This is a genomic window from Pseudomonas sp. SLFW, assembly GCF_009905615.1.
Lineage (GTDB): Bacteria > Pseudomonadota > Gammaproteobacteria > Pseudomonadales > Pseudomonadaceae > Aquipseudomonas > Aquipseudomonas bambusae.
This window is the reverse complement of the sequence record NZ_JAAAKW010000002.1, coordinates 1-19,233: the sequence shown is the minus strand read 5'-3', so window position 1 is coordinate 19,233 and position 19,233 is coordinate 1. Positions and strand designations below refer to the sequence as shown.

Below are 19,233 nucleotides of genomic sequence, written 5' to 3'. Positions count from 1 at the left end.
GCACCTAGGCGTCCGGCCAGAAACGATCTTCCTCACAGCGGGCGTTTTTTATACACCCGCCAGCGCCACGCGATCAGCAGCGCGGCCAATACCGCTAATGCGACGCCGATCTCGTACAACTCGTCATAACTGACCAGCGGTTCCTCGATGCGCAGATACCCCGGCTGTGCCAACAGCTGGCGCATGGCCCTGTTCGCCAAATCCAGGCTCACGCCGCGCAGGCGTTTGGTCGGGTCGTCGAAGTGGCCGTCGTCGTAATCGTTGATCGCGCCCCAGTAATAGTCCGCCAACGCGCTGTTGCCTTGAGCGGCCCACGCCTCCTTGGCAATCGCCGCCTGCTGCAACCGGGCAAACGTCGCCGGGTCCATGCCATCCTTTCGCAGCCGCTCCAGCATCCCGCGCACAGCACTGACGGCCGCGTCGACGTCATCCCGATCCAAATCGGCGTTCAGGCTGAGAAACCCCGTATCGCCGAAGGCTTCGCGGTCAGCCCATGGGCCATACGAATACCCCTGCTTCAGACGCAGTTCGCTGTAGAGCGCCCAGTCCAGGTAGGCCTTCACCAAGTCCAGGGTCTCATCATGCTGGTCGCCCAGGTCCGGCTCGGTAAACAGCAAGTGCAGCTTCGCGCCGTCGCCCAATGCCCCGCGAACCAATGTGCGCTCCGCGTCGGCTTTTTCGGTGATGGTCGCCAGCGGCGGATGCTCGGTCGGGTCCACGGCATTCAGCTGGCCGAAGGTGCGCTCCAGATAGGCGGGCAGCAGCTTGTCGAGGTCACCGACGATGATCAGCGTCATGTTGTTGGCCGCATACCAGTTGTCGTGGATGGACTCGATCTGATCCAGCGTGATGTGATCGACTTCCGGACGCTCAGCGCATTTGAGGCCCAGCTCCACCGCCAATTGACTGCTGGCGCCGTGGCCGAGGTCGCGCTTGTCCAGCCAGCGCTGCAAATGCGAGTAATGCCCGCCGTCTTCGCGCTCGACGATGCGTTTGACCGTGTCCAGATTGGCTTGGGTGATCTGCGTGTGCGTCAGCACACTGATCAGCAGGTCAAGCACCTTGCGCTGGTTTTGCGCGGGCGCCTCGATCACGAAGGTGGTGTCGGTGTTGCTGGTGAACGCGTTCCACTCGCCGCCCAGTGCCTGCATCTGCTGTTCGAGCCCGCCTTCGCCGGAATCGTCGACGCCGCTAAACAGCAAGTGCTCCAGCAAATGCGGCAATTCCTTGTCGGCGCAGGGGAAATCATCGAAGCCAATGCCCACGACCAAGCGAATCGACACATGCCCCTTCTCAGCAGGCTTGAGCACCAGTTGCAAACCGTTCGGCAACACATAGCCTTCCACTTGAAAGCGGTCTATCGCCATGGATGGAAGGGATATCAGAAACAAGACAGCGAACAGCAGGCAACGCATAAAAACGGGCTTCCTTGCGGGCCGGTATGAGTAACAGACTGCTGACCGGCCCCGGCGTTCACCGCGATTACTCTGGCTGGCTTTCGCTGGACAAGGCGCCAGTGTCTGAGGTTTCGAGGACGACATAGGCGCTGCTGCAGAACAGTGAATTGAGTCGTTTCATGTCGGCGATCAGCTCAAGGTGTAACGAACTGGTCTCGATACTCTGCACGATTTTACGTTGCAGTCTGCTGACATGGGCATGGGCCAGGCGTCGCTCCTGTGCCCGGAAACGACGTTTCTCGCGCAGCAATTGACGAGCACTTTCCGGGTCGCCGCTGAGGAACACCGATAAGCCCAGACGCAGGTTAGCCATCAATTGCTCGTGCAGGCCGGAGAGTTCTTCCAGTCCCACGTCGGAAAACGACCGGCGTTGTGACGTCTTCTGCTGCTGCACCTTGCGCAGCATACGCTCGATCAGGCCGCTGGCCAGTTCGAGGTTGATCGCCAGCTCGATGATTTCGGCCCAACGGCGGTTGTCCTGATCACTCAAGTCTTCGCGGGGCATTTGCGCCAGGTACAGTTTGATGGCGTTGTACAGCACCTCGACTTCATCGTTAAGTCGGCGGACTTCCTGGGTGACCGCTGTCTGGTTGCCGCGCAGCACTTCTTGCATCGCATTGAGCATGCTGTCGATCAGATCGCCCATGCGCAGGGTTTCTCGCACGGCGTTGGCCAGCGCCAGGCTCGGCGTTGCCAGCGCGGTCAGGTCCAGATGACGAGGCTTGTTTTGACCGTTGACCTCGGCCGCTTGAGGGAGGAGCGACGCGCACAGTCGCCCCATCGGGCCAACCGTGGGCAGCATGATCAGGCAACGCAGCGAGTTGTAAATCACGTGAAAACTGATGACCAGGCTCGACGGGCTGGCGTCCAGCGTTTCCATCCAGTGCACCAGTGGTGTCAGCACGGGGAAGATCAGCAGCAGGCCGATCAGCTTGTACAGCAGGCTGCCCAGCGCGACCTGACGCCCGGCGACGTTCTGCATGCTGGTGCTGAGGAAGGCCAGCAAACCGCTGCCGATGTTGGCGCCAATCACCAGACCAATCGCCACCGGCAAGCCGATGATTTCAGCGCCTGCGAGCGTGGCGGTCAGCAGGACAGCGGCGAGGCTGGAGTAGGAAATCAGCGCGAACATCGCGCCAACCAAGGCGTCGAGCAGCAAGTCGCCGGTCAGCGAGGCGAACAGCACTTTCACACCAGCCGCTTGGGTGATCGGCGCGGCGGCAGTGACGATCAGCTGCAATGCCAGAATGATCAGCCCCAGGCCGATTCCGACGCGGCCGAGCTGACCGACGCGGGTCTGTTTGCGCGACAGGAAGAGGATAACGCCGAGAAAGATCAGCAGCGGCGAGAGCCACGACAGGTCGAACGTCAGGATTCGCGACATCACCGCCGTGCCGACGTCGGCGCCGAGCATGATCGCCAAGGCAGGCGTCAGCCCCATCAGGCTTTGGCCGACGAAGGACGTCACCAGCATGGCGGTGGCGTTACTGCTTTGCACCAAGGCGGTGACGAGAATCCCGGCGACGAAGGCCAGTGGGCGTTTGGACATGTTCTGGCTCAGCACGCGGCGCAGCTGCGTGCCATAGACGCGCAGAATGCCAGTCCGAACGATGTGCGTGCCCCAGATCAACAGCGCGACGGCGGAAAGCAAATCGAGCAGGGTCAGCATACGGAAAGCCCCCTGTTGGTTGCCCGGCGGGCCAGACTGGCCGGCACTCATGGGCAAAAGATTGAAAGTGCAGCGTGTAGCGAGCGAAAGCGCGTGCCCATCTGACGTGGTCAGCACACTCAACTAAAGCTTTTAGTCGGCTTGGAGCCTTAATGCCAGCATGGCACAGACGATTATTTCTTGAAACAAATCTGTCACAAATCAGCCGTTTGGCAAGTCGTCGCCGAAACAAACTGTAGGAGCGACTTCATTCGCGATGGGTTATGACATCCGACACATTTGTATCGGCTGTACGTCCGCATCGCGAATGAGTTCGCTCCCACAGGGATGTTATTGACCCGGAACGTCCTTGCGAAGTTTCACCGGCTCTTTCATCGCCTTCTTCTTGGCCATCGAGGTGCGCATCTTGATGTTGATCGCTTCCACCGCCAGCGAGAACGCCATGGCGAAGTACACATAGCCTTTAGGCACGTGCACGTCGAACGACTCGGCGATCAGCACCGTACCCACCACGATCAGGAACGACAGCGCCAGCATCTTCAGTGAAGGGTGCTTCTCGATGAAGTCGCTGATGACCCCTGCGCACAGCATCATGATCAGCACGGCGACGATGATCGCAGCGACCATGACCGGCACATGAGACACCATGCCGACCGCCGTGATCACCGAGTCCAGCGAGAACACGATGTCGATGATGGCGATCTGGATGATGGTGTACAGGAACATGCCGCCCTTGCCTTTCGGCTCGTCGATCTCCTCCTCTTCGCCTTCCATGCCGTGGTAGATCTCTTGCGAGCTTTTCCACAGCAGGAACAGGCCACCGAAGAACAGGATCAGATCGCGGCCCGAGATGCCTTGGCCGAGCACCACGAACAGGTCGTCCGTCAGGCGCATGACCCAAGTGATCGACAGCAACAGCAGGATGCGCGTGACCATCGCCAGCGCGAGGCCGAAAATCCGGGTGCGCGGTTGCATCGCCTTGGGCATGCGGCTGACCAGAATCGAGATCATGATGATGTTGTCGATCCCCAGAACGATCTCCAGGGCAGTCAGGGTGAAGAAAGCAACCCAGATCTCAGGGTTGGTCAGCCATTCCATTAGGTTTTCCTTTGAGCTTGTCAGATCCCCGCTGTCACTCGCGCGGCAGCGGGGGAGTAATGTGCCTTATAGACTGCTGAAGACCGGGAATATCCCCATCAGCAGCGCTGCGACCATTATGCATACGCACACCAGCACGGCCCACTTGAGGGTAAAGCGCTGGTGATCGCCAAATTCGATACCCGCCAGGGCCACCAAGAGATAAGTCGATGGCACGAGCGGGCTCAACAGGTGGACGGGTTGGCCGACGATCGAGGCACGTGCCATTTCCACCGGGGTGATGCCGTAATGCGACGCGGCCTCGGACAGCACCGGCAAGACGCCATAGTAAAACGCATCGTTGGACATGAAAAAGGTGAACGGCATGCTGACGATGGCGGTAATGACGGCCAGATACGGCCCCATCGCGTCCGGAATCACCGCCAGCAAACTTTTGGACATCGCATCGACCATACCGGTGCCGGTCAGGATACCGGTGAAAATCCCCGCCGCGAAAATCAACCCGACCACTGCCAGCACGCTACCCGCATGGGCGGCGACACGATCCTTCTGCGCTTGCAGGCAGGGATAGTTGACGATCATCGCAATACTGAACGCGATCATGAACAGCACCGGCAGTGGCAACAGGCCCATGATCAGCGCGACCATCAGCGCCAGGGTCAACGCACCGTTGAACCAGATCAGTTTGGGACGGCGAGCGTCGGGAAATTGCGAGACACTGATTTCGCTGTGATCGACTTCATCGCCTGGGAGATGCAGTTCGCCCAGACGTGCGCGCTCGCGTTTGCCGTAGAAATAGGCGATCGCCAGAATCGCGATCACACCGGCAAGCATGGCCGGAATCATCGGCACGAAAATATCGGAGGGGTCGACATGCAGAGCGCTGGCGGCGCGAGCGGTCGGACCACCCCACGGCGTCATGTTCATCACGCCACCCGCCAGGATGATCAGGCCCGCCATGATGCGCGGGCTCATGCCCAGGCGGCTGTACAGCGGGAGCATCGCTGCAACGCAGATCATGTAGGTGGTTGCACCGTCGCCGTCCAGCGAGACGACCAACGCCAACACGGCGGTGCCGACCGACACTTTGACCGGGTCACCTTTGACGAGCTTGAGGATCTTGCGCACGGCCGGGTCGAACAGGCCTGAGTCGATCATCAGCGCGAAGTAGAGAATGGCGAACATCAGCATCACGCCGGTCGGCGCGAGTTTGGTAATGCCGGCGAGCATCATCGGGCCGATACCCGCCGCAAAACCGCCGAACAGCGCAAATACGATAGGTACGATGATCAGGGCAATGAGCGCGGACAGGCGTTTGCTCATGATCAGGTACATGAAGGCAACGACCATGGCGAAGCCGAGGAAGGTCAACATAGAAATACTCCGGACGTGACGCGACGTGGGAACGGACGTGATGAAGCGATCAGTTCAAGACGAGCTGCGCGTGGCGTTGGAGAGCGTGCAAGGGGTACTGCGGAGCGAAAGCGAGCATCAGAATCACCGAATTGTTGTTGTAGATGGGCCGGGCCGCTTTTAAACGTGCTGCCCTGGCTTGGCCGGTCTGTCGCCGGCGGTGGGGGGATGCTAAAGGGCTTAGCTTTCAGCCAGCTTTCGACGCCTTTCCGCTGATCGCTGTAGGAAAAGATGAAGTAAAACGCCCCTGCGAGAGTCAGACGTTAAACACGAACGGGAGATGCGACATGAGTGAAAGGCACACAGGCGGATGCCATTGCGGGAACCTGCGCTATCAACTCGCCGCGCCTTTGCGGGACATCGCTCATTGTCACTGCTCGATCTGTCGGCGGACGTCGGGCGGGATCGTGGTGACCTGGATCACCGTGCCGATGGAGGTGTTCACGTGGACGGCAGGCAGCCCGGCGGCGTACGACTCAAGTCCAACGTGCGTGCGTTATTTCTGCATTAACTGTGGGGCACAGGTCGCGCTGTTCACCCGAAACAGCCCCGGGACCATGGACGTCACCATCGCCACTCTCGACCAACCCGAACTGGCCGCTGCCGAACGGCATATCTGGACCGACACTCGCCTACCTTGGCTGCATCTGGATGAGCATTTGCCGGGGGAACGGGGCGAGTCTGTATAAGCTCGCCGACCTTTGTGGTGGTCAGGCTCGCCGTCGACAGCGATTTTGAGGAACCCGCCGCGGCCAAGCCCGCTGTTACAACGTGACCATCACGGCAATTCCAACCCACCCGCCGCTTTGTGCAGCGCCCGCAGGTGCTCGCCGACCTGCTTGAGGTTTTCCTCGGTCGCTGCAATCTCGGCCGCTCGGTCCGGCTCCAGCAGCGCCCTCACCTCTTTGTCCAGATCACCCGTCAGCCGTTGCAACTGCTGCTGACGCTGGGTGCTTTCCGCTTCCAGACGTCCCCACTCGCCTTCTTGCGGCAGCCCATAACCGCCACTGCCGAGCAATTCAGCCGGGCGACTGAGGAAGCCGCTGTTCGCGAGAATGTCCTGCAACGTGCCAGTCGCCTTGGAAACGCCTTTGTCCTTCTGTTCCACCGCGCTGAGGTAACGCTGCTTCACCTCATCCTGCGCGAGCAGCAACTGCCGACGCATGCTCGCCTGTTCCAGCAGCAACATCGCCGCGCTGGTGCGTAAATCCGCCTTGGCGAAATACGGTTGGCGTTCTTTCGCGGGCAAGCCTAGCCAATCCTCCACCGTTGTTTCCTTCACGTCAGTGGTCTTGCGCAACACGTCGAACATCGCTTGATAGCGGTCGCGATAGGAGTCGAATCGGTAGCCCATCCGCAAGGCCTTCTTCGGATCGTCCAGCACGCTGGTGTCCGCCAGTCCCCTGCCCTTCAGCACCTCCAGCAAGCCGTTAGGCAAAATGCTGTCCAACCCGACGAGCCTTGGATCGTCAGTACCGCTGCGCAGCAACTTGAGGTTTTCAACCGCACAGTTGTTGGAAATGAACCAATAGTTGCCGTCGTAGGCCCAGTGCATTTCGGCAGCGTGCTGCACCAAGCCGTTGATTTGCTCGCGGGAGAGTTTCAGCGGCACCGACGCCAGGCTGCGCAGTTCGGTCTTGGTGTACTCATCGATGACCTGCCCTAGCGGCAGCACGAACAGACGCGACGGATAGGCCCCGGTCAGGCCGCTCCAACTGGACAGCTGCAGGTCATTAACGAAGGCGCGGTACGACAGCACCAGATGCTGATCCAGATCCAGTCGGCAATCCGGCCCGCGGGGGCGACCCGGTTTGCAGATCACCAGCCGCAACATGCTGTGGCCCCAGCGACTCACCAGATTCTGGTTGGCTTCGGCGAGCAGGTAGTCGACCTCGTACACGCGTTCGGGGTCGAGTTTACCGAGGGGTTCACGGGCGAAGTCGTTGCCTGCGTTGAGGTATGGGTAAGACGTCGGGCATTCGTCCTTGGACGCAGGCGCCCAGTCGAACAGTTTCTTGTAGTAGTCATACAGCGAAGGCCGACGGCAGGCATACGCGGGGTCGAGCAGGAAGTACTCCATGTTCACTGCAACGAATTCAAGCGGGCTGCTGATTTCGTAAATGTCCGGGCTGCGCGCGACCTGGCCGTTGCGCTCTTCGCGCTCCCCTCGCCGGCCCACATATTGCGGCCAGCCTGCGAGGTCCAGCAGACGCGGGTCGTCGCTGAAGGTGAAATGCCGATCCGTCTGGCCGCGACAACTGTCGCGCAGGCCGACTTTGCCCATGCTGTTGGCTTGGCGGGTGCAGGCGATGATCAGCTTGCGCTCTTCCGGTGACCACAATTGGGCATGGTCATAAATGTGGGTGAGCTCGTGTAGCACAGTCGCCAGCATTTCTTCGCGCACGGTGCCGTGGGGGCGATTGGTCCGGGTGGTGGCAGCAGTGCCGTCAGCCAGCCCCGCCAGCAGGTGTTGATTCAGATCGAGTCTGTAAGGCCCGTCAGCGCGGCCATAGGCATTGGACGGCATGTCATCCGTCCAGTGGACTTCGACCTTGCGGTCCAGCTTGCTGATGAACATTGGCGGCAGGTGCGCCATGGCTTCGTCGAGCAGCGTCTGGCTGGCCTTCTGTTGCGTGGCATCAAGCCCGTCGGTGTGCAGCGACAGGCTCAGATCGGCGAAGGCGCTTGGGCAGATCAGCGAAAGCGCCGACGCCAGCAGCCAGGCGGCCAGACGCCTCACAGTGCGAGGATGGCCTCGGCGAGGTCCTGATCGGAGGCATTGCGGGCTTCAGGCAGACGCTCGCGCAACGTAACAAACGCAGCGTCCAGACGAGCGCCATGGATGTTGCCGTTGCTGGCGACGTAGCTGGCGGCGTCGTCTTGAGCTTCGACGATCAGTTTCCAGTTGCGAACGGAGGATGTGGTGTCGGAAGTGAAATCGACACTGCGGCCCAAGGCGCGGACAACAATGTTACTGGTGGCCTTGAGGGTTTGAGCCTGTGCCATATCGGTCAGCAGCAGCAAACCAAGGGCAGCGGCGATCAGCGGGGTACGCATGGAACGTCTCCAAAAATTCGGGGGTGCAAAAAGTGACTATTGGACGAGGATTGCTTGCGCCAGTTCAAGGTCGCTTGCATGAAGTTTTGGAGAGGTTTGACGTAGGTATATCAATGCCGACTCCAGTTGTGCTCCTCGCAGTTGGCCATCAGTGGCAATGAACGCTGCTGCATCATCCTGGGCGGCAAGTATCAGTTTGTTCTCGAAAGGCCCGGTCGTCACCTGGCTGGTGGCGTACCCGCTTTTGATCAAGCTTTGTGTGGTTGTGTCGAACGCATGAGCCTGGGTGCTACCCATCAGGCTGACAGTCGCTGCAAACAACAGGCGAGACAATGAACGCATGAGTCTTCGGTATTCGGAAAACGAGTCGCAAGGCTAGCGCAAATGCCCCGGCCAGAGCCAGTGAAGGTGTCGGGGCAAGCGGTATGAAAGCTGTCGCGGGGCTGAATCAGATCGCCAGAATGGCTTGAGCCAGTTGTGCGTCAGTGGCGTTCAGGCCGGGGCTGACTTCGCGAATGTGTTGAAACGCGCCTTCCAGATGCACGCCACGAATATCGCCATTGCTTGCCACGAAGCTGGCGGCATCGTCACGTGCGGCCAAAACGATTTTGTCGTCATGGAAAGACGACGAAATTTTCGACGTGGCGTTGGACGAAGCGTCCAGTGCACGCACGAGGGTATCGGTAGTGACCACGAAGCTGGACGCCTGAGCGCCAGTGGCCGCAATCAAAAGGGCTGCAGCGCTCAGCAGGCGAAGACGAGACATGTGTGAACTCCAAGGAAGGGTGAATCTAAAACCACATCGGCGACCGAGCGAAACCGTCTGACAGCGATGGGGCATAAAAAGTGGTGCAAGACTAGCGTATGCGGGATCGTGAGGACCAGAACGGCTCTTTGCCAGCTCGCAACGAGTGGTCCTCCTGCACCGCTGGAAGCCGCACAGTTGTGGCACTGTGCCTGTAAGAATCGGTATTTTGAAAACTGTACCTATTCGCGGTTTTTCGTGTTCAGCAGCAAGGTTTCTCTACGGCGGTATCATCCGAAGGACTGTTACTGGCAGGTCGAATTGCCATAGCCCCCTTTCCCGGATATCAAGACCCAGAAACGACGAAACCCGTCAGCAGTCACCTGCGACGGGTTTCGTTTGAACAATTCGGGTTGCTGGTGAGAGGCTCGTAGCCTGGGACCAGCAGACGCTAACTTAGCGCCAGAACGGCTTGCTCAGCTCTTCGTAACGCTGGGATTCGCTGATACCGGCGTCAGCCAGCAGACGAGCATCCAGACGTGCCAGCTGGTGGCGGCTGGACAGACGGCGCTGCCAGAGCATCAGGTTGGCGAACATGCGCAGCGGCAGCGAGCCTTGAGCGGATTTTGCGGTTTCTTCGTAGAACAGTTCGGAACTTACGGTGCGTTCCATGGTGCTTCTTCCTTCCGCTTGTGGCGGGATTAGATAGTGACTTGATTGGTGCCCATCTTCCTCTCGTTGCCCTGCTCTCTCCAGACACAGTTCACTTGTATTGTGCTGCTCCAGTTAACTGTGAAGGGGCACTGTTTTGTTCATATATGGGGCAACTGTACCGGTAAGCACCGAAATGGGGCATTTTGTGCGTTGAAATGGTGAAATCTGTGTTTTCGACCCTGAAAACAACCGGTACAGCAGTACAGTTTTTGCCAGAATGGTGTTCAGCCCGCCAGAAGCGGCGACGAAAGGTCATCGCCAATTCCAAACTGTTTTCTCACACCGCCAGCATGCGGCCGGTTTCTTCGAGGTTGAGGTGCCAACTGAGTGCATCGCGCAGCACGTGAGGGGTGTGTCCACCCATGGCGCAAGCACGGAGGAAGTAGTCGTTCAACGCCTCGCGGTATGCGGGGTGCACGCAGTTATCGATGATCACGCGGGCGCGCTCGCGGGGTGCCAGACCGCGCAGGTCGGCGAGTCCTTGTTCGGTGACCAGAATGTCAACGTCGTGCTCGGTGTGATCGACGTGGCTGACCATCGGCACCACGCTGGAAATCGCACCGCCCTTGGCGATCGACTTGGTAACGAAGATCGCCAAATGCGCGTTGCGGGCAAAGTCGCCGGAGCCACCGATCCCGTTCATCATTCGTGTGCCGCCAACGTGGGTGGAGTTCACGTTGCCGTACAGGTCGAACTCCAGCGCAGTGTTGATGCCGATGATCCCGAGGCGCCGAACGACCTCGGGGTGGTTGGAGATTTCCTGAGGGCGCAATAACAGTTTCGGTCTGTACTGCTCAAGGTTGTCGTAGACCGCATTGTGCTTGCGTTCGGACAGGGTCATTGAGCAGCCCGAAGCGAAATCCAGCTTCCCGGCTTCGAACAGATCGAACGTGGAGTCCTGCAATACCTCCGAATACATCGCCATGCCGTGGAACGGCGAGTCGATCAGCCCGGTCATCACCGCGTTGGCGATGGTGCCGACGCCCGCTTGCAGCGGCATCAATTGATTGGTCAGACGGTTCTGGCGCACTTCGTTCTTGAAGAACTCCACCAGATGCCCGGCGATGGCCTGAGTTTCTTCGTCAGCAGGCAGTACAGTTGAAGGTGAGTCAGCCTGATCACTGAACACGATGCCTACGATCTTCGCCGGGTCGATTTTCACGGCGTGGCTGCCAATTCGGCTGTCAGCCTTGAGCACCGGAATCGGCAGGCGTGTCGGGCGGTAAGTCGGTATATAGATGTCGTGCAAGCCTTCGAGCGCCAGAGGCTGTGCGATGTTGATCTCAATGATCACTTGCTCGGCGAGGATTGCGAAGCTGGCCGAGTTGCCCACGGACGAGCTCAGCACCAGATGACCTTCTTCGGTGATCGCCACGCATTCGATAACGGCAATGTCCACCGGCTTGATCTGGCGGTTGCGCAGTTGCTCGACGGTATCCGAGAGGTGCTGGTCGATGAACATCACCGAGCCATCGTTGATCGCCTTACGCAACGTGCTGTCGACTTGAAATGGCATACGGCGGGACAGCACGCCCGCTTCGGTCAACTGCTTGTCGAGATCGTTGCCCAGGCTGGCGCCGGTCATCAGGCTGATTTTCAGTGGCGACACCTTGGCGCGCTCAGCCAGCGCCTTGGGTACGGCCTTGGCTTCGCCTGCGCGGGTAAAGCCGCTCATGCCGACGGTCATGCCGTCTTTGATCAGGGAAGCGGCGTCGGCCGCGCTCATTACCTTACTCATCAAAGACGGCAGGCGAATACGTTCACGGTGCATGGTGTTCTTATCTCAAGACAAGGATGCGAGCAGCAAAGTCTAGAGAGTTGGGTATGGCGCGTCCCATGACTTAGGTCGTATTGGAGGCTCTAAACGGCGGCTCTCAGCGTAAAACACTGTTACAGAAGATGTAAAAAACCCTCGACCGATAGACGCGTCGAGGGTTCGTTCAGCCGCAGGACAGAGCCTTATTCGACGGCTTTCACCATGTCTTCAATGACCTTCTTCGCGTCACCGAACACCATCATGGTTTTGTCGAGGTAGAACAGTTCGTTGTCCAGACCGGCATAGCCGCTGGCCATCGAGCGCTTGTTGACGATGATGGTTTTGGCCTTGAAGGCTTCGAGGATCGGCATGCCCGCAATCGGCGACTTGGGATCGTTCTTCGCTGCCGGGTTGACCACGTCGTTGGCGCCAAGCACCAGCACCACGTCGGCCTGACCGAACTCGGAGTTGATGTCTTCCATCTCGAACACCTGGTCGTAAGGCACTTCGGCCTCGGCGAGCAGGACGTTCATGTGGCCCGGCATCCGACCGGCCACCGGGTGGATTGCATACTTCACGGTCACGCCAGCGTGGGTCAGCTTCTCGGTCAGCTCTTTCAGGGCGTGCTGGGCACGTGCCACCGCCAGACCGTAGCCTGGAACGATGATCACGGTGTCTGCGTTGGTCAGCAGGAAGGTCGCGTCGTCAGCCGAGCCGGATTTCACCGGACGTGCTTCTTTCGCGCCATCTGCCGCGCCTGCATCCGCTGCGCCACCGAAGCCGCCGCCGATCACGTTGAAGAACGAGCGGTTCATGGCCTTGCACATGATGTAGGACAGGATCGCACCGGACGAACCCACCAGGGAGCCTGCGATGATCAGCATCGAGTTGTTCAGCGAGAAGCCGATACCGGCCGCAGCCCAGCCCGAGTAGCTGTTGAGCATCGACACGACCACAGGCATGTCGGCGCCGCCAATCGGGATGATCAGCAACACCCCAATCACGAACGCCAGGATCAGCATGACGCTGAAGGCGAACAGGCTGCCGGTGAACATGAATGTCAGGCCGAAGAACAACGTGGCCAGACCCAGAATCAGGTTCAACTTGTGCTGACCTGCGAACTGCACAGGAGCGCCCTGAAACAGGCGGAACTTGTACTTGCCCGACAGCTTGCCAAAGGCGATGACTGAACCGGAGAAGGTGATCGCGCCGATGGCGGCACCGAGGAACAGCTCCAGACGGTTACCGGTCGGGATCGACTCGCCCAGGTGCGCAACGATGCCCAGGGATTGAGGTTCGACCACGGCCGCGATGGCAATGAACACCGCCGCCAGACCGATCATGCTATGCATGAAGGCCACCAGCTCCGGCATCTTGGTCATTTCAACGCGCTTGGCCATGATCGAGCCGGCGGTGCCGCCGACCAGCAAGCCCACGATGATGTAGCCGATGCCTGCGCTAGCGCCGTCGGTGGACAGCGCTGCCAGTTTGAACACCAAGCTGATCGTGGTCAGCACCGCCAGTCCCATGCCGAGCATGCCGAACAGGTTGCCGCGACGCGATGTGGTCGGGTGCGACAGTCCTTTAAGCGCCTGAATAAAGCAGATCGCTGAAACGAGGTACAACAGGGTGACGAGGTTCATGCTCATTGCTTCGGCACCTCAGTTTTGGCTGGGCTCTTATTAGGAGCAGCCTTTTTTTTGAACATTTCAAGCATCCGGCGGGTGACCAGAAAACCACCGAACACGTTGACGGCTGCCAGCGCGACCGCCAGGGTGCCCATGGTTTTGCCCAGTGGGGTGACGGTCAACGCAGCGGCCAGCATGGCGCCCACGATGACGATCGCCGAAATGGCGTTGGTCACGGCCATCAGTGGGGTGTGCAACGCAGGGGTGACGTTCCAGACCACGTGGTAGCCGACGTAGATCGCCAGCACGAAGATGATCAGGTTGTAGACGCCGTGAGAGATCAGCATGTCTTCCATTGTTTTTATCCTCAGCCGTTCTTGCGGACAATCTGGCCGTCGCGGCACATCAGGCACGCGGCGACGATGTCGTCTTCAAGGTTGATCTCGAACTGGCCTTCCTTGGTGAAGACCAGCTTCAGGAAATCCAGCAGGTTGCGTGCATAAAGAGCGGACGCGTCAGCCGCAACCATCGCAGGCAGGTTGGTGTGGCCGACGATAGTCACGCCGTGCTCGATTACCACCTGGTCCGCCACGGTCAGCGGGCAGTTGCCGCCCTGGGCTGCCGCGAGGTCGATGACCACCGAGCCTGGCTTCATCTGCGAGACCGTTTCTGCGCTTAGCAGCACCGGCGCCTTGCGACCGGGAATCAGTGCGGTAGTGATCACGATGTCCGCCTGCTTGGCACGCTCGTGAACGGCCACGGCTTGACGCTGCATCCAGCTGGCAGGCATCGGACGTGCGTAACCGCCCACGCCGACCGCGGCTTCGCGCTCTTCGTCAGTCTCATAAGGCACGTCGACGAACTTGGCGCCGAGGGACTCGATCTGCTCCTTCACCGCAGGGCGCACGTCAGAGGCCTCGATCACTGCACCCAGGCGTTTGGCGGTGGCGATGGCCTGCAAACCGGCAACGCCTGCACCGAGGATCAACACACGGGCAGCCTTCACCGTACCGGCAGCGGTCATCAGCATCGGCATGAAGCGCGGGTAGTGATGCGCGGCCAGCAGAACCGATTTGTAACCGGCAATGTTGGCTTGCGAGGACAGCACGTCGAGGCTTTGCGCGCGCGAGGTGCGCGGCGCTGCTTCAAGGGCAAAGGCGGTAATCCCGCGCTCGGCCATCTTGGCGATGATCTCGTTGTTGAAGGGGTTGAGCATCCCGATGACAACGGTCCCGCTCTTGATCAGAGCCAGCTCGCTGTCGCTGGGCGCGACGACCTTGAGGATCAGCTCGGCGCCGAAGGCATCGGCAGCGCTGCCAATCGAAGCCCCGGCGGTTTCATAGGCACTGTCCGTGACGCTGGCGGTGATGCCGGCACCCGACTGGACGGTGACCTTATGACCCTGGCCAATGAGCTTCTTGATGGTTTCCGGAGTTGCAGCAACCCGAGTTTCACCGGACTGGGTTTCTAGAGGGACTCCAATGTGCACGTCAAATCTCCTGCGTGATCTTTTTATCTTTGAAAATAGGCCAGCGCGCTGCGGATGGCGCGTCTGGGGCAGCGATCACCACGTCCCCGCTAGACAAGACGGGGGCGCGGCATTTTGCAGGCGGAATTCGGGGGCTTCAAGGAATTCTGTAACGCGACGTGTACTTAACTACAAGTCACCCTGTGACCGTTTGACGCAATAAAACGCCACAGGCCATATGTTTAAAGGCCTGTAGCGATACCGGTGACATTTTGACTTTTTTTAAAGCCCCTGATGAAAGTGAGGGGTAATCAGGCTGTAAGCCGCGCACATCGTAGCCTTCAGCGTGTTTTGTATAAAGAACAGGGGTGTTTCTTAAATGCGACATTACGAGATATCTGTAGCGCTTTGGGTTTACTAACTACAAAGTCAGCATTTGAATAGAATCAGGCGCAAATCAAGGCAGAGCGTAGGTTTCAGCCTGATGCACCAGCCAGTCCCGAAAGGCTTTCAATGATGCGGATTCGACTTTTCGCTCCGGAATCATCAGGTAATAGGCTTTTACGCTCGACAGCGCATGCGGGTTGGCAATCACCAGTCGCTTTTCGGCCAGTTCTCGCTGGATCAGAAAAGGTGGAATCAGCGCGACTCCCATGTCATGCATAGCCGCTTGAGCGAGCATGGAGAATAGCTCGTATCGCGCGCCTGTCATGTCGCGGGCCACATTCATGTCCATCGAGCCGAACCACTGTCGCCATGCATAGGGCCTGGTGGTCTGCTGCAGCAACGGCATTTCCGATAATTCACGCGCGCTGAGTCGGGGTTTGTTGCCCAGCAAAGCAGGACTACAAACCGGCATGGGGTTTTCGCTCATCAAGCGATGAGATTCCGTACCTGACCAGTCGGCATCGCCGAAATAGATGGCGGCATCAAAGTCGGTGTCCGCGAACAGGAACGGCCGCGTCCGGTTGGTCAGATTGATCGTGACGTCAGGGTTCTGTTGCTGAAAGTCCTTGAGGCGAGGCAGCAGCCATTGAGTTCCGAAGGTTGGAACCACGGCCAGTTCAATCACGTTCGCGCCTTGATGGCCCATGACGGAGAGCGTGTCCCGTTCAACTGCATCGAGTTGGGTAGCGACACGGCGGCTGTAGGAAAGGCCCGCTTCTGTCAGCTTCACGCCCCTTCGGGAGCGTCGGAACAGTTCCACATTCAAGAATTCTTCGAGGCCGCCAATCTGTCGGCAAATTGCACTTTGGGTGAGCGAAAGCTCATCCGCAGCCTTGGTGAAGCTTTCATGACGCGCTGCAGCCTCGAAGCTGACCAGTGCGGCAGTGCTGGGGATTTTGCGGCGCATGTACCTGAACCTCACTCATTGGCCTGAGATATGGCGCTTTGCACATTCTCGGAGTGAGAAATTAGCACAAGACTATGCGAAATCGTCGTTTGCCCATGGGCCTATCCGCGCCTAGCATCAACTCACGACTTTTCCCGGCAATGTCCGGGAACATCATTTAGCGAGGAGAACGTCATGGGCGGTAAGGCAAGCTTCAACTGGATTGATCCCCTGTTGCTGGACCAGCAGCTCACTGAAGAAGAGCGCATGGTTCGCGACAGCGCCGAGCAGTTCGCCCAAGACAAACTCGCCCCCCGCGTCCTTGAAGCGTTTCGTCATGAGCAAACCGACCCTGCGATCTTTCGGGAAATGGGTGAGGTCGGCCTGTTGGGCGCGACTATTCCTGAGCAATACGGTGGCAGTGGCCTGAACTACGTCTGCTACGGCCTGATCGCTCGCGAAGTCGAGCGCGTGGATTCTGGCTATCGCTCAATGATGAGTGTGCAGTCATCGCTGGTGATGGTGCCGATCAACGAATTCGGTACCGAAGCGCAAAAGCAGAAGTATCTGCCCAAGCTGGCGTCTGGCGAGTGGATTGGGTGCTTCGGCCTGACCGAGCCGAACCATGGTTCCGATCCGGGTGCGATGATCACCCGTGCCCGCAAGGTAGACGGCGGTTATCGTCTGACCGGCACCAAGATGTGGATCACCAACAGCCCGATTGCTGACGTGTTCGTGGTTTGGGGCAAAGACGATGCCGGTGATATCCGTGGCTTCGTGCTCGAAAAAGGCTGGCAAGGCCTGAGCGCTCCGGCTATCCACGGGAAGGTCGGTTTGCGGGCGTCTATCACAGGCGAGATCGTCATGGATAACGTGTTCGTCCCGGAAGAAAACATCTTCCCGGACGTCCGAGGTCTGAAAGGCCCGTTCACCTGCCTGAACTCTGCGCGTTATGGCATCTCTTGGGGAGCGCTGGGCGCAGCGGAGTTCTGCTGGCACACCGCTCGCCAGTACACGCTGGATCGTCAACAGTTCGGGCGTCCTCTGGCAGCCAATCAGCTGATCCAGAAAAAACTCGCCGACATGCAGACTGAAATCACGCTCGCCCTGCAAGGCTGCCTGCGTTTGGGACGTATGAAGGACGAAGGCACTGCGGCGGTGGAAATCACGTCGATCATGAAGCGCAACTCCTGCGGCAAGTCGCTGGACATCGCACGCATGGCTCGGGACATGCTTGGCGGCAATGGGATCTCTGACGAGTTCGGTATTGCCCGTCATCTGGTGAACCTGGAAGTCGTGAACACCTATGAAGGAACGCACGACGTGCATGCGCTGATTCTCGGGCGTGCGCAGACTGGCATTCAGGCTTTCTATTAAGGAGCCAGTCATGGGCGCGCTATCGCATTTGCGGGTGCTGGACCTATCTCGCGTTTTAGCTGGTCCGTGGGCGGGCCAGATACTCGCAGATCTGGGTGCCGACGTGATTAAGATCGAGCGCCCTGGCAATGGCGACGATACGCGCGCTTGGGGGCCTCCTTTTCTGAAGGACCCAAGGGGCGATAACACGTCCGAGGCTGCCTATTACCTGGCGGCCAATCGGAACAAGCAGTCCGTCACGATCGACTTCACACGGCCGGAAGGTCAGAAGCTGGTGCGTGAGCTGGCGGCAAAGTCCGACATCGTCATTGAGAACTTCAAGGTCGGTGGGCTCAAGGCGTATGGCTTGGACTACGCGTCGCTGCAAGTCGAGAACCCGCGGCTTATCTATTGCTCGATCACAGGGTTTGGGCAGACCGGCCCTTACGCAAAGCGCGCGGGCTATGACTTCATGATCCAGGGGCTCGGTGGATTGATGAGCCTGACCGGTCGGCCTGAGGGCGAGGACGGTGCCGGGCCCGTGAAGGTCGGGGTCGCTCTGACCGACATTTTGACTGGGTTGTATTCGACGTCAGCCATTCTGGCCGCCCTCGCCCATCGGGATCAGGGTGGCGTTGGCCAGCATATCGACATGGCGCTGCTGGATGTTCAAGTCGCGTGCCTGGCGAATCAGGCCATGAATTACCTGACAACGGGCACACCACCTCGCCGTCTGGGCAATGCGCATCCGAACATCGTGCCGTACCAGGATTTTCCCACTGCCGATGGCGACTTCATTCTTACCGTAGGAAACGACAGTCAGTTCCGTAAGTTCGCGGAAGTTGCTGGTCAGGCGCAATGGGCTGACGATCCGCGCTTCGCCACCAACAAGCAGCGTGTGGCGCATCGGGCTGAGCTGATTCCCCTGATTCGCCAGGCGACGGTCTTCAAGACAACGGCTGAGTGGGTGGCTGCACTTGAAGGGGCGGGTGTTCCGTGTGGCCCCATCAATGATGTGGCCCAAGTGTTTGCCGACCCACAGGTTGAGGCGCGAGGTTTGAGGATTGAGCTGCCCCATGCCTTGGGTGGAACGGTGCCTCAGGTGGCCAGCCCTATTCGGTTGTCGGGTACGCCGGTGGAGTATCGCCGAGCGCCACCGTTGTTGGGGGAGCATACGTCGGAGGTTCTAACCCATCTATTGGGGCTGTCGGACGAGACAGTTATGGCCTTGCGTGAGGCTGGCGTGCTTTAGCGACCCTTCTATATAGGGCGTCAGGAGTGCTGCCCTATATAAACAGAAGGAACACGCTGATTTTGCTCATGTTTTGGTTTTTTGACATAAATTTGAAATTAAGTGTTGACGCCCCTTCGGATGTGTCTATAATTCGCCCCACTTCCGGCGCAGTCGGAACCGAAAACTCCTTGAAGATCAACGAGTTACAGGTTCAGGGTAGCGTGGAAGTGCTTCGGTTCTGGTGTTCGAATCGACAGCGGTGAAAAAGGTGGTTGACAGCAAGTTGTAACGCTGTAGAATTCGCC

The 19,233-nt window shown here is 59.0% G+C and carries 17 protein-coding genes; 3 read left to right on the top strand and 14 right to left on the bottom strand.

Features of this window, described 5'->3' with window-relative positions:
* Positions 1-32: 32 nt before the first annotated feature.
* The 4 genes from GVN17_RS03430 to GVN17_RS03415 all read right to left on the bottom strand — a co-directional run bounded on the left by GVN17_RS03430 (position 33) and on the right by GVN17_RS03415 (position 5,598).
* Positions 33-1,415 (bottom strand): pitrilysin family protein, encoded by a 1,383-nt coding sequence (locus GVN17_RS03430; protein WP_166593842.1) that lies wholly within the window; start codon positions 1,413-1,415, stop codon positions 33-35.
* A 67-nt stretch (positions 1,416-1,482) separates the two neighbouring features.
* Positions 1,483-3,126, bottom strand: coding sequence for a Na/Pi cotransporter family protein (locus GVN17_RS03425; protein WP_166593841.1), 1,644 nt, complete (start codon positions 3,124-3,126; stop codon positions 1,483-1,485).
* Positions 3,127-3,456: 330 nt separating this feature from the next.
* On the bottom strand, positions 3,457-4,224 hold the full coding sequence (locus GVN17_RS03420; RefSeq protein ID WP_166593840.1) for a TerC family protein: 768 nt from the start codon (positions 4,222-4,224) through the stop codon (positions 3,457-3,459).
* A 66-nt stretch (positions 4,225-4,290) separates the two neighbouring features.
* A complete protein-coding gene (locus GVN17_RS03415; protein WP_166593839.1) occupies positions 4,291-5,598 on the bottom strand; it encodes a CitMHS family transporter in 1,308 nt (435 codons plus the stop codon).
* 326 nt (positions 5,599-5,924) lie between these two features.
* Between GVN17_RS03415 and GVN17_RS03410 the strand changes: the two genes are divergently transcribed.
* On the top strand, positions 5,925-6,326 hold the full coding sequence (locus tag GVN17_RS03410) for a GFA family protein (RefSeq protein WP_166593838.1): 402 nt from the start codon (positions 5,925-5,927) through the stop codon (positions 6,324-6,326).
* An 89-nt stretch (positions 6,327-6,415) separates the two neighbouring features.
* Here the strand turns inward: GVN17_RS03410 and GVN17_RS03405 are convergent, their stop codons facing one another.
* The 10 genes from GVN17_RS03405 to GVN17_RS03360 form a co-directional block, all read right to left on the bottom strand.
* Positions 6,416-8,377, bottom strand: coding sequence for a DUF4105 domain-containing protein (locus tag GVN17_RS03405; RefSeq protein WP_166593837.1), 1,962 nt, complete (start codon positions 8,375-8,377; stop codon positions 6,416-6,418).
* A complete protein-coding gene (locus GVN17_RS03400) occupies positions 8,374-8,694 on the bottom strand; it encodes a DUF2388 domain-containing protein (RefSeq protein WP_166593836.1) in 321 nt (106 codons plus the stop codon). The genes GVN17_RS03405 and GVN17_RS03400 overlap by 4 nt, the downstream gene beginning before the upstream one ends.
* Before the next feature lie 36 nt (positions 8,695-8,730).
* Positions 8,731-9,036, bottom strand: a complete 306-nt coding sequence (locus GVN17_RS03395) for a DUF2388 domain-containing protein (protein ID WP_166593835.1) — start codon at positions 9,034-9,036, stop codon at positions 8,731-8,733.
* Between the two features lie 106 nt (positions 9,037-9,142).
* Positions 9,143-9,460 (bottom strand): DUF2388 domain-containing protein, encoded by a 318-nt coding sequence (locus tag GVN17_RS03390; RefSeq protein ID WP_166593834.1) that lies wholly within the window; start codon positions 9,458-9,460, stop codon positions 9,143-9,145.
* Between the two features lie 435 nt (positions 9,461-9,895).
* The gene (locus GVN17_RS03385) at positions 9,896-10,111 is read right to left on the bottom strand and encodes a DUF1127 domain-containing protein (RefSeq protein WP_166593833.1); all 216 of its coding nucleotides are present in this window, start codon (positions 10,109-10,111) and stop codon (positions 9,896-9,898) included.
* A gap of 319 nt (positions 10,112-10,430) precedes the next feature.
* On the bottom strand, positions 10,431-11,924 hold the full coding sequence (locus GVN17_RS03380; protein WP_166593832.1) for an acetyl-CoA hydrolase/transferase family protein: 1,494 nt from the start codon (positions 11,922-11,924) through the stop codon (positions 10,431-10,433).
* Between the two features lie 188 nt (positions 11,925-12,112).
* Positions 12,113-13,558 (bottom strand): NAD(P)(+) transhydrogenase (Re/Si-specific) subunit beta, encoded by a 1,446-nt coding sequence (locus tag GVN17_RS03375; RefSeq protein WP_166593831.1) that lies wholly within the window; start codon positions 13,556-13,558, stop codon positions 12,113-12,115.
* Positions 13,555-13,893 (bottom strand): NAD(P) transhydrogenase subunit alpha, encoded by a 339-nt coding sequence (locus GVN17_RS03370; protein WP_166593830.1) that lies wholly within the window; start codon positions 13,891-13,893, stop codon positions 13,555-13,557. The genes GVN17_RS03375 and GVN17_RS03370 overlap by 4 nt, the downstream gene beginning before the upstream one ends.
* Before the next feature lie 11 nt (positions 13,894-13,904).
* Positions 13,905-15,026 (bottom strand): Re/Si-specific NAD(P)(+) transhydrogenase subunit alpha, encoded by a 1,122-nt coding sequence (locus GVN17_RS03365; RefSeq protein ID WP_166593829.1) that lies wholly within the window; start codon positions 15,024-15,026, stop codon positions 13,905-13,907.
* 436 nt (positions 15,027-15,462) lie between these two features.
* Positions 15,463-16,359, bottom strand: a complete 897-nt coding sequence (locus tag GVN17_RS03360; RefSeq protein WP_166593828.1) for a LysR family transcriptional regulator — start codon at positions 16,357-16,359, stop codon at positions 15,463-15,465.
* Between the two features lie 174 nt (positions 16,360-16,533).
* On the opposite strand from GVN17_RS03360, the gene GVN17_RS03355 reads away from it, so the two are divergent.
* Positions 16,534-17,715: an acyl-CoA dehydrogenase gene (locus GVN17_RS03355; RefSeq protein WP_166593827.1), complete on the top strand. Its 1,182-nt coding sequence runs from the start codon at positions 16,534-16,536 to the stop codon at positions 17,713-17,715.
* Between the two features lie 10 nt (positions 17,716-17,725).
* Positions 17,726-18,946, top strand: a complete 1,221-nt coding sequence (locus GVN17_RS03350; RefSeq protein WP_166593826.1) for a CaiB/BaiF CoA-transferase family protein — start codon at positions 17,726-17,728, stop codon at positions 18,944-18,946.
* The last annotated feature ends 287 nt before the right edge of the window (positions 18,947-19,233 follow it).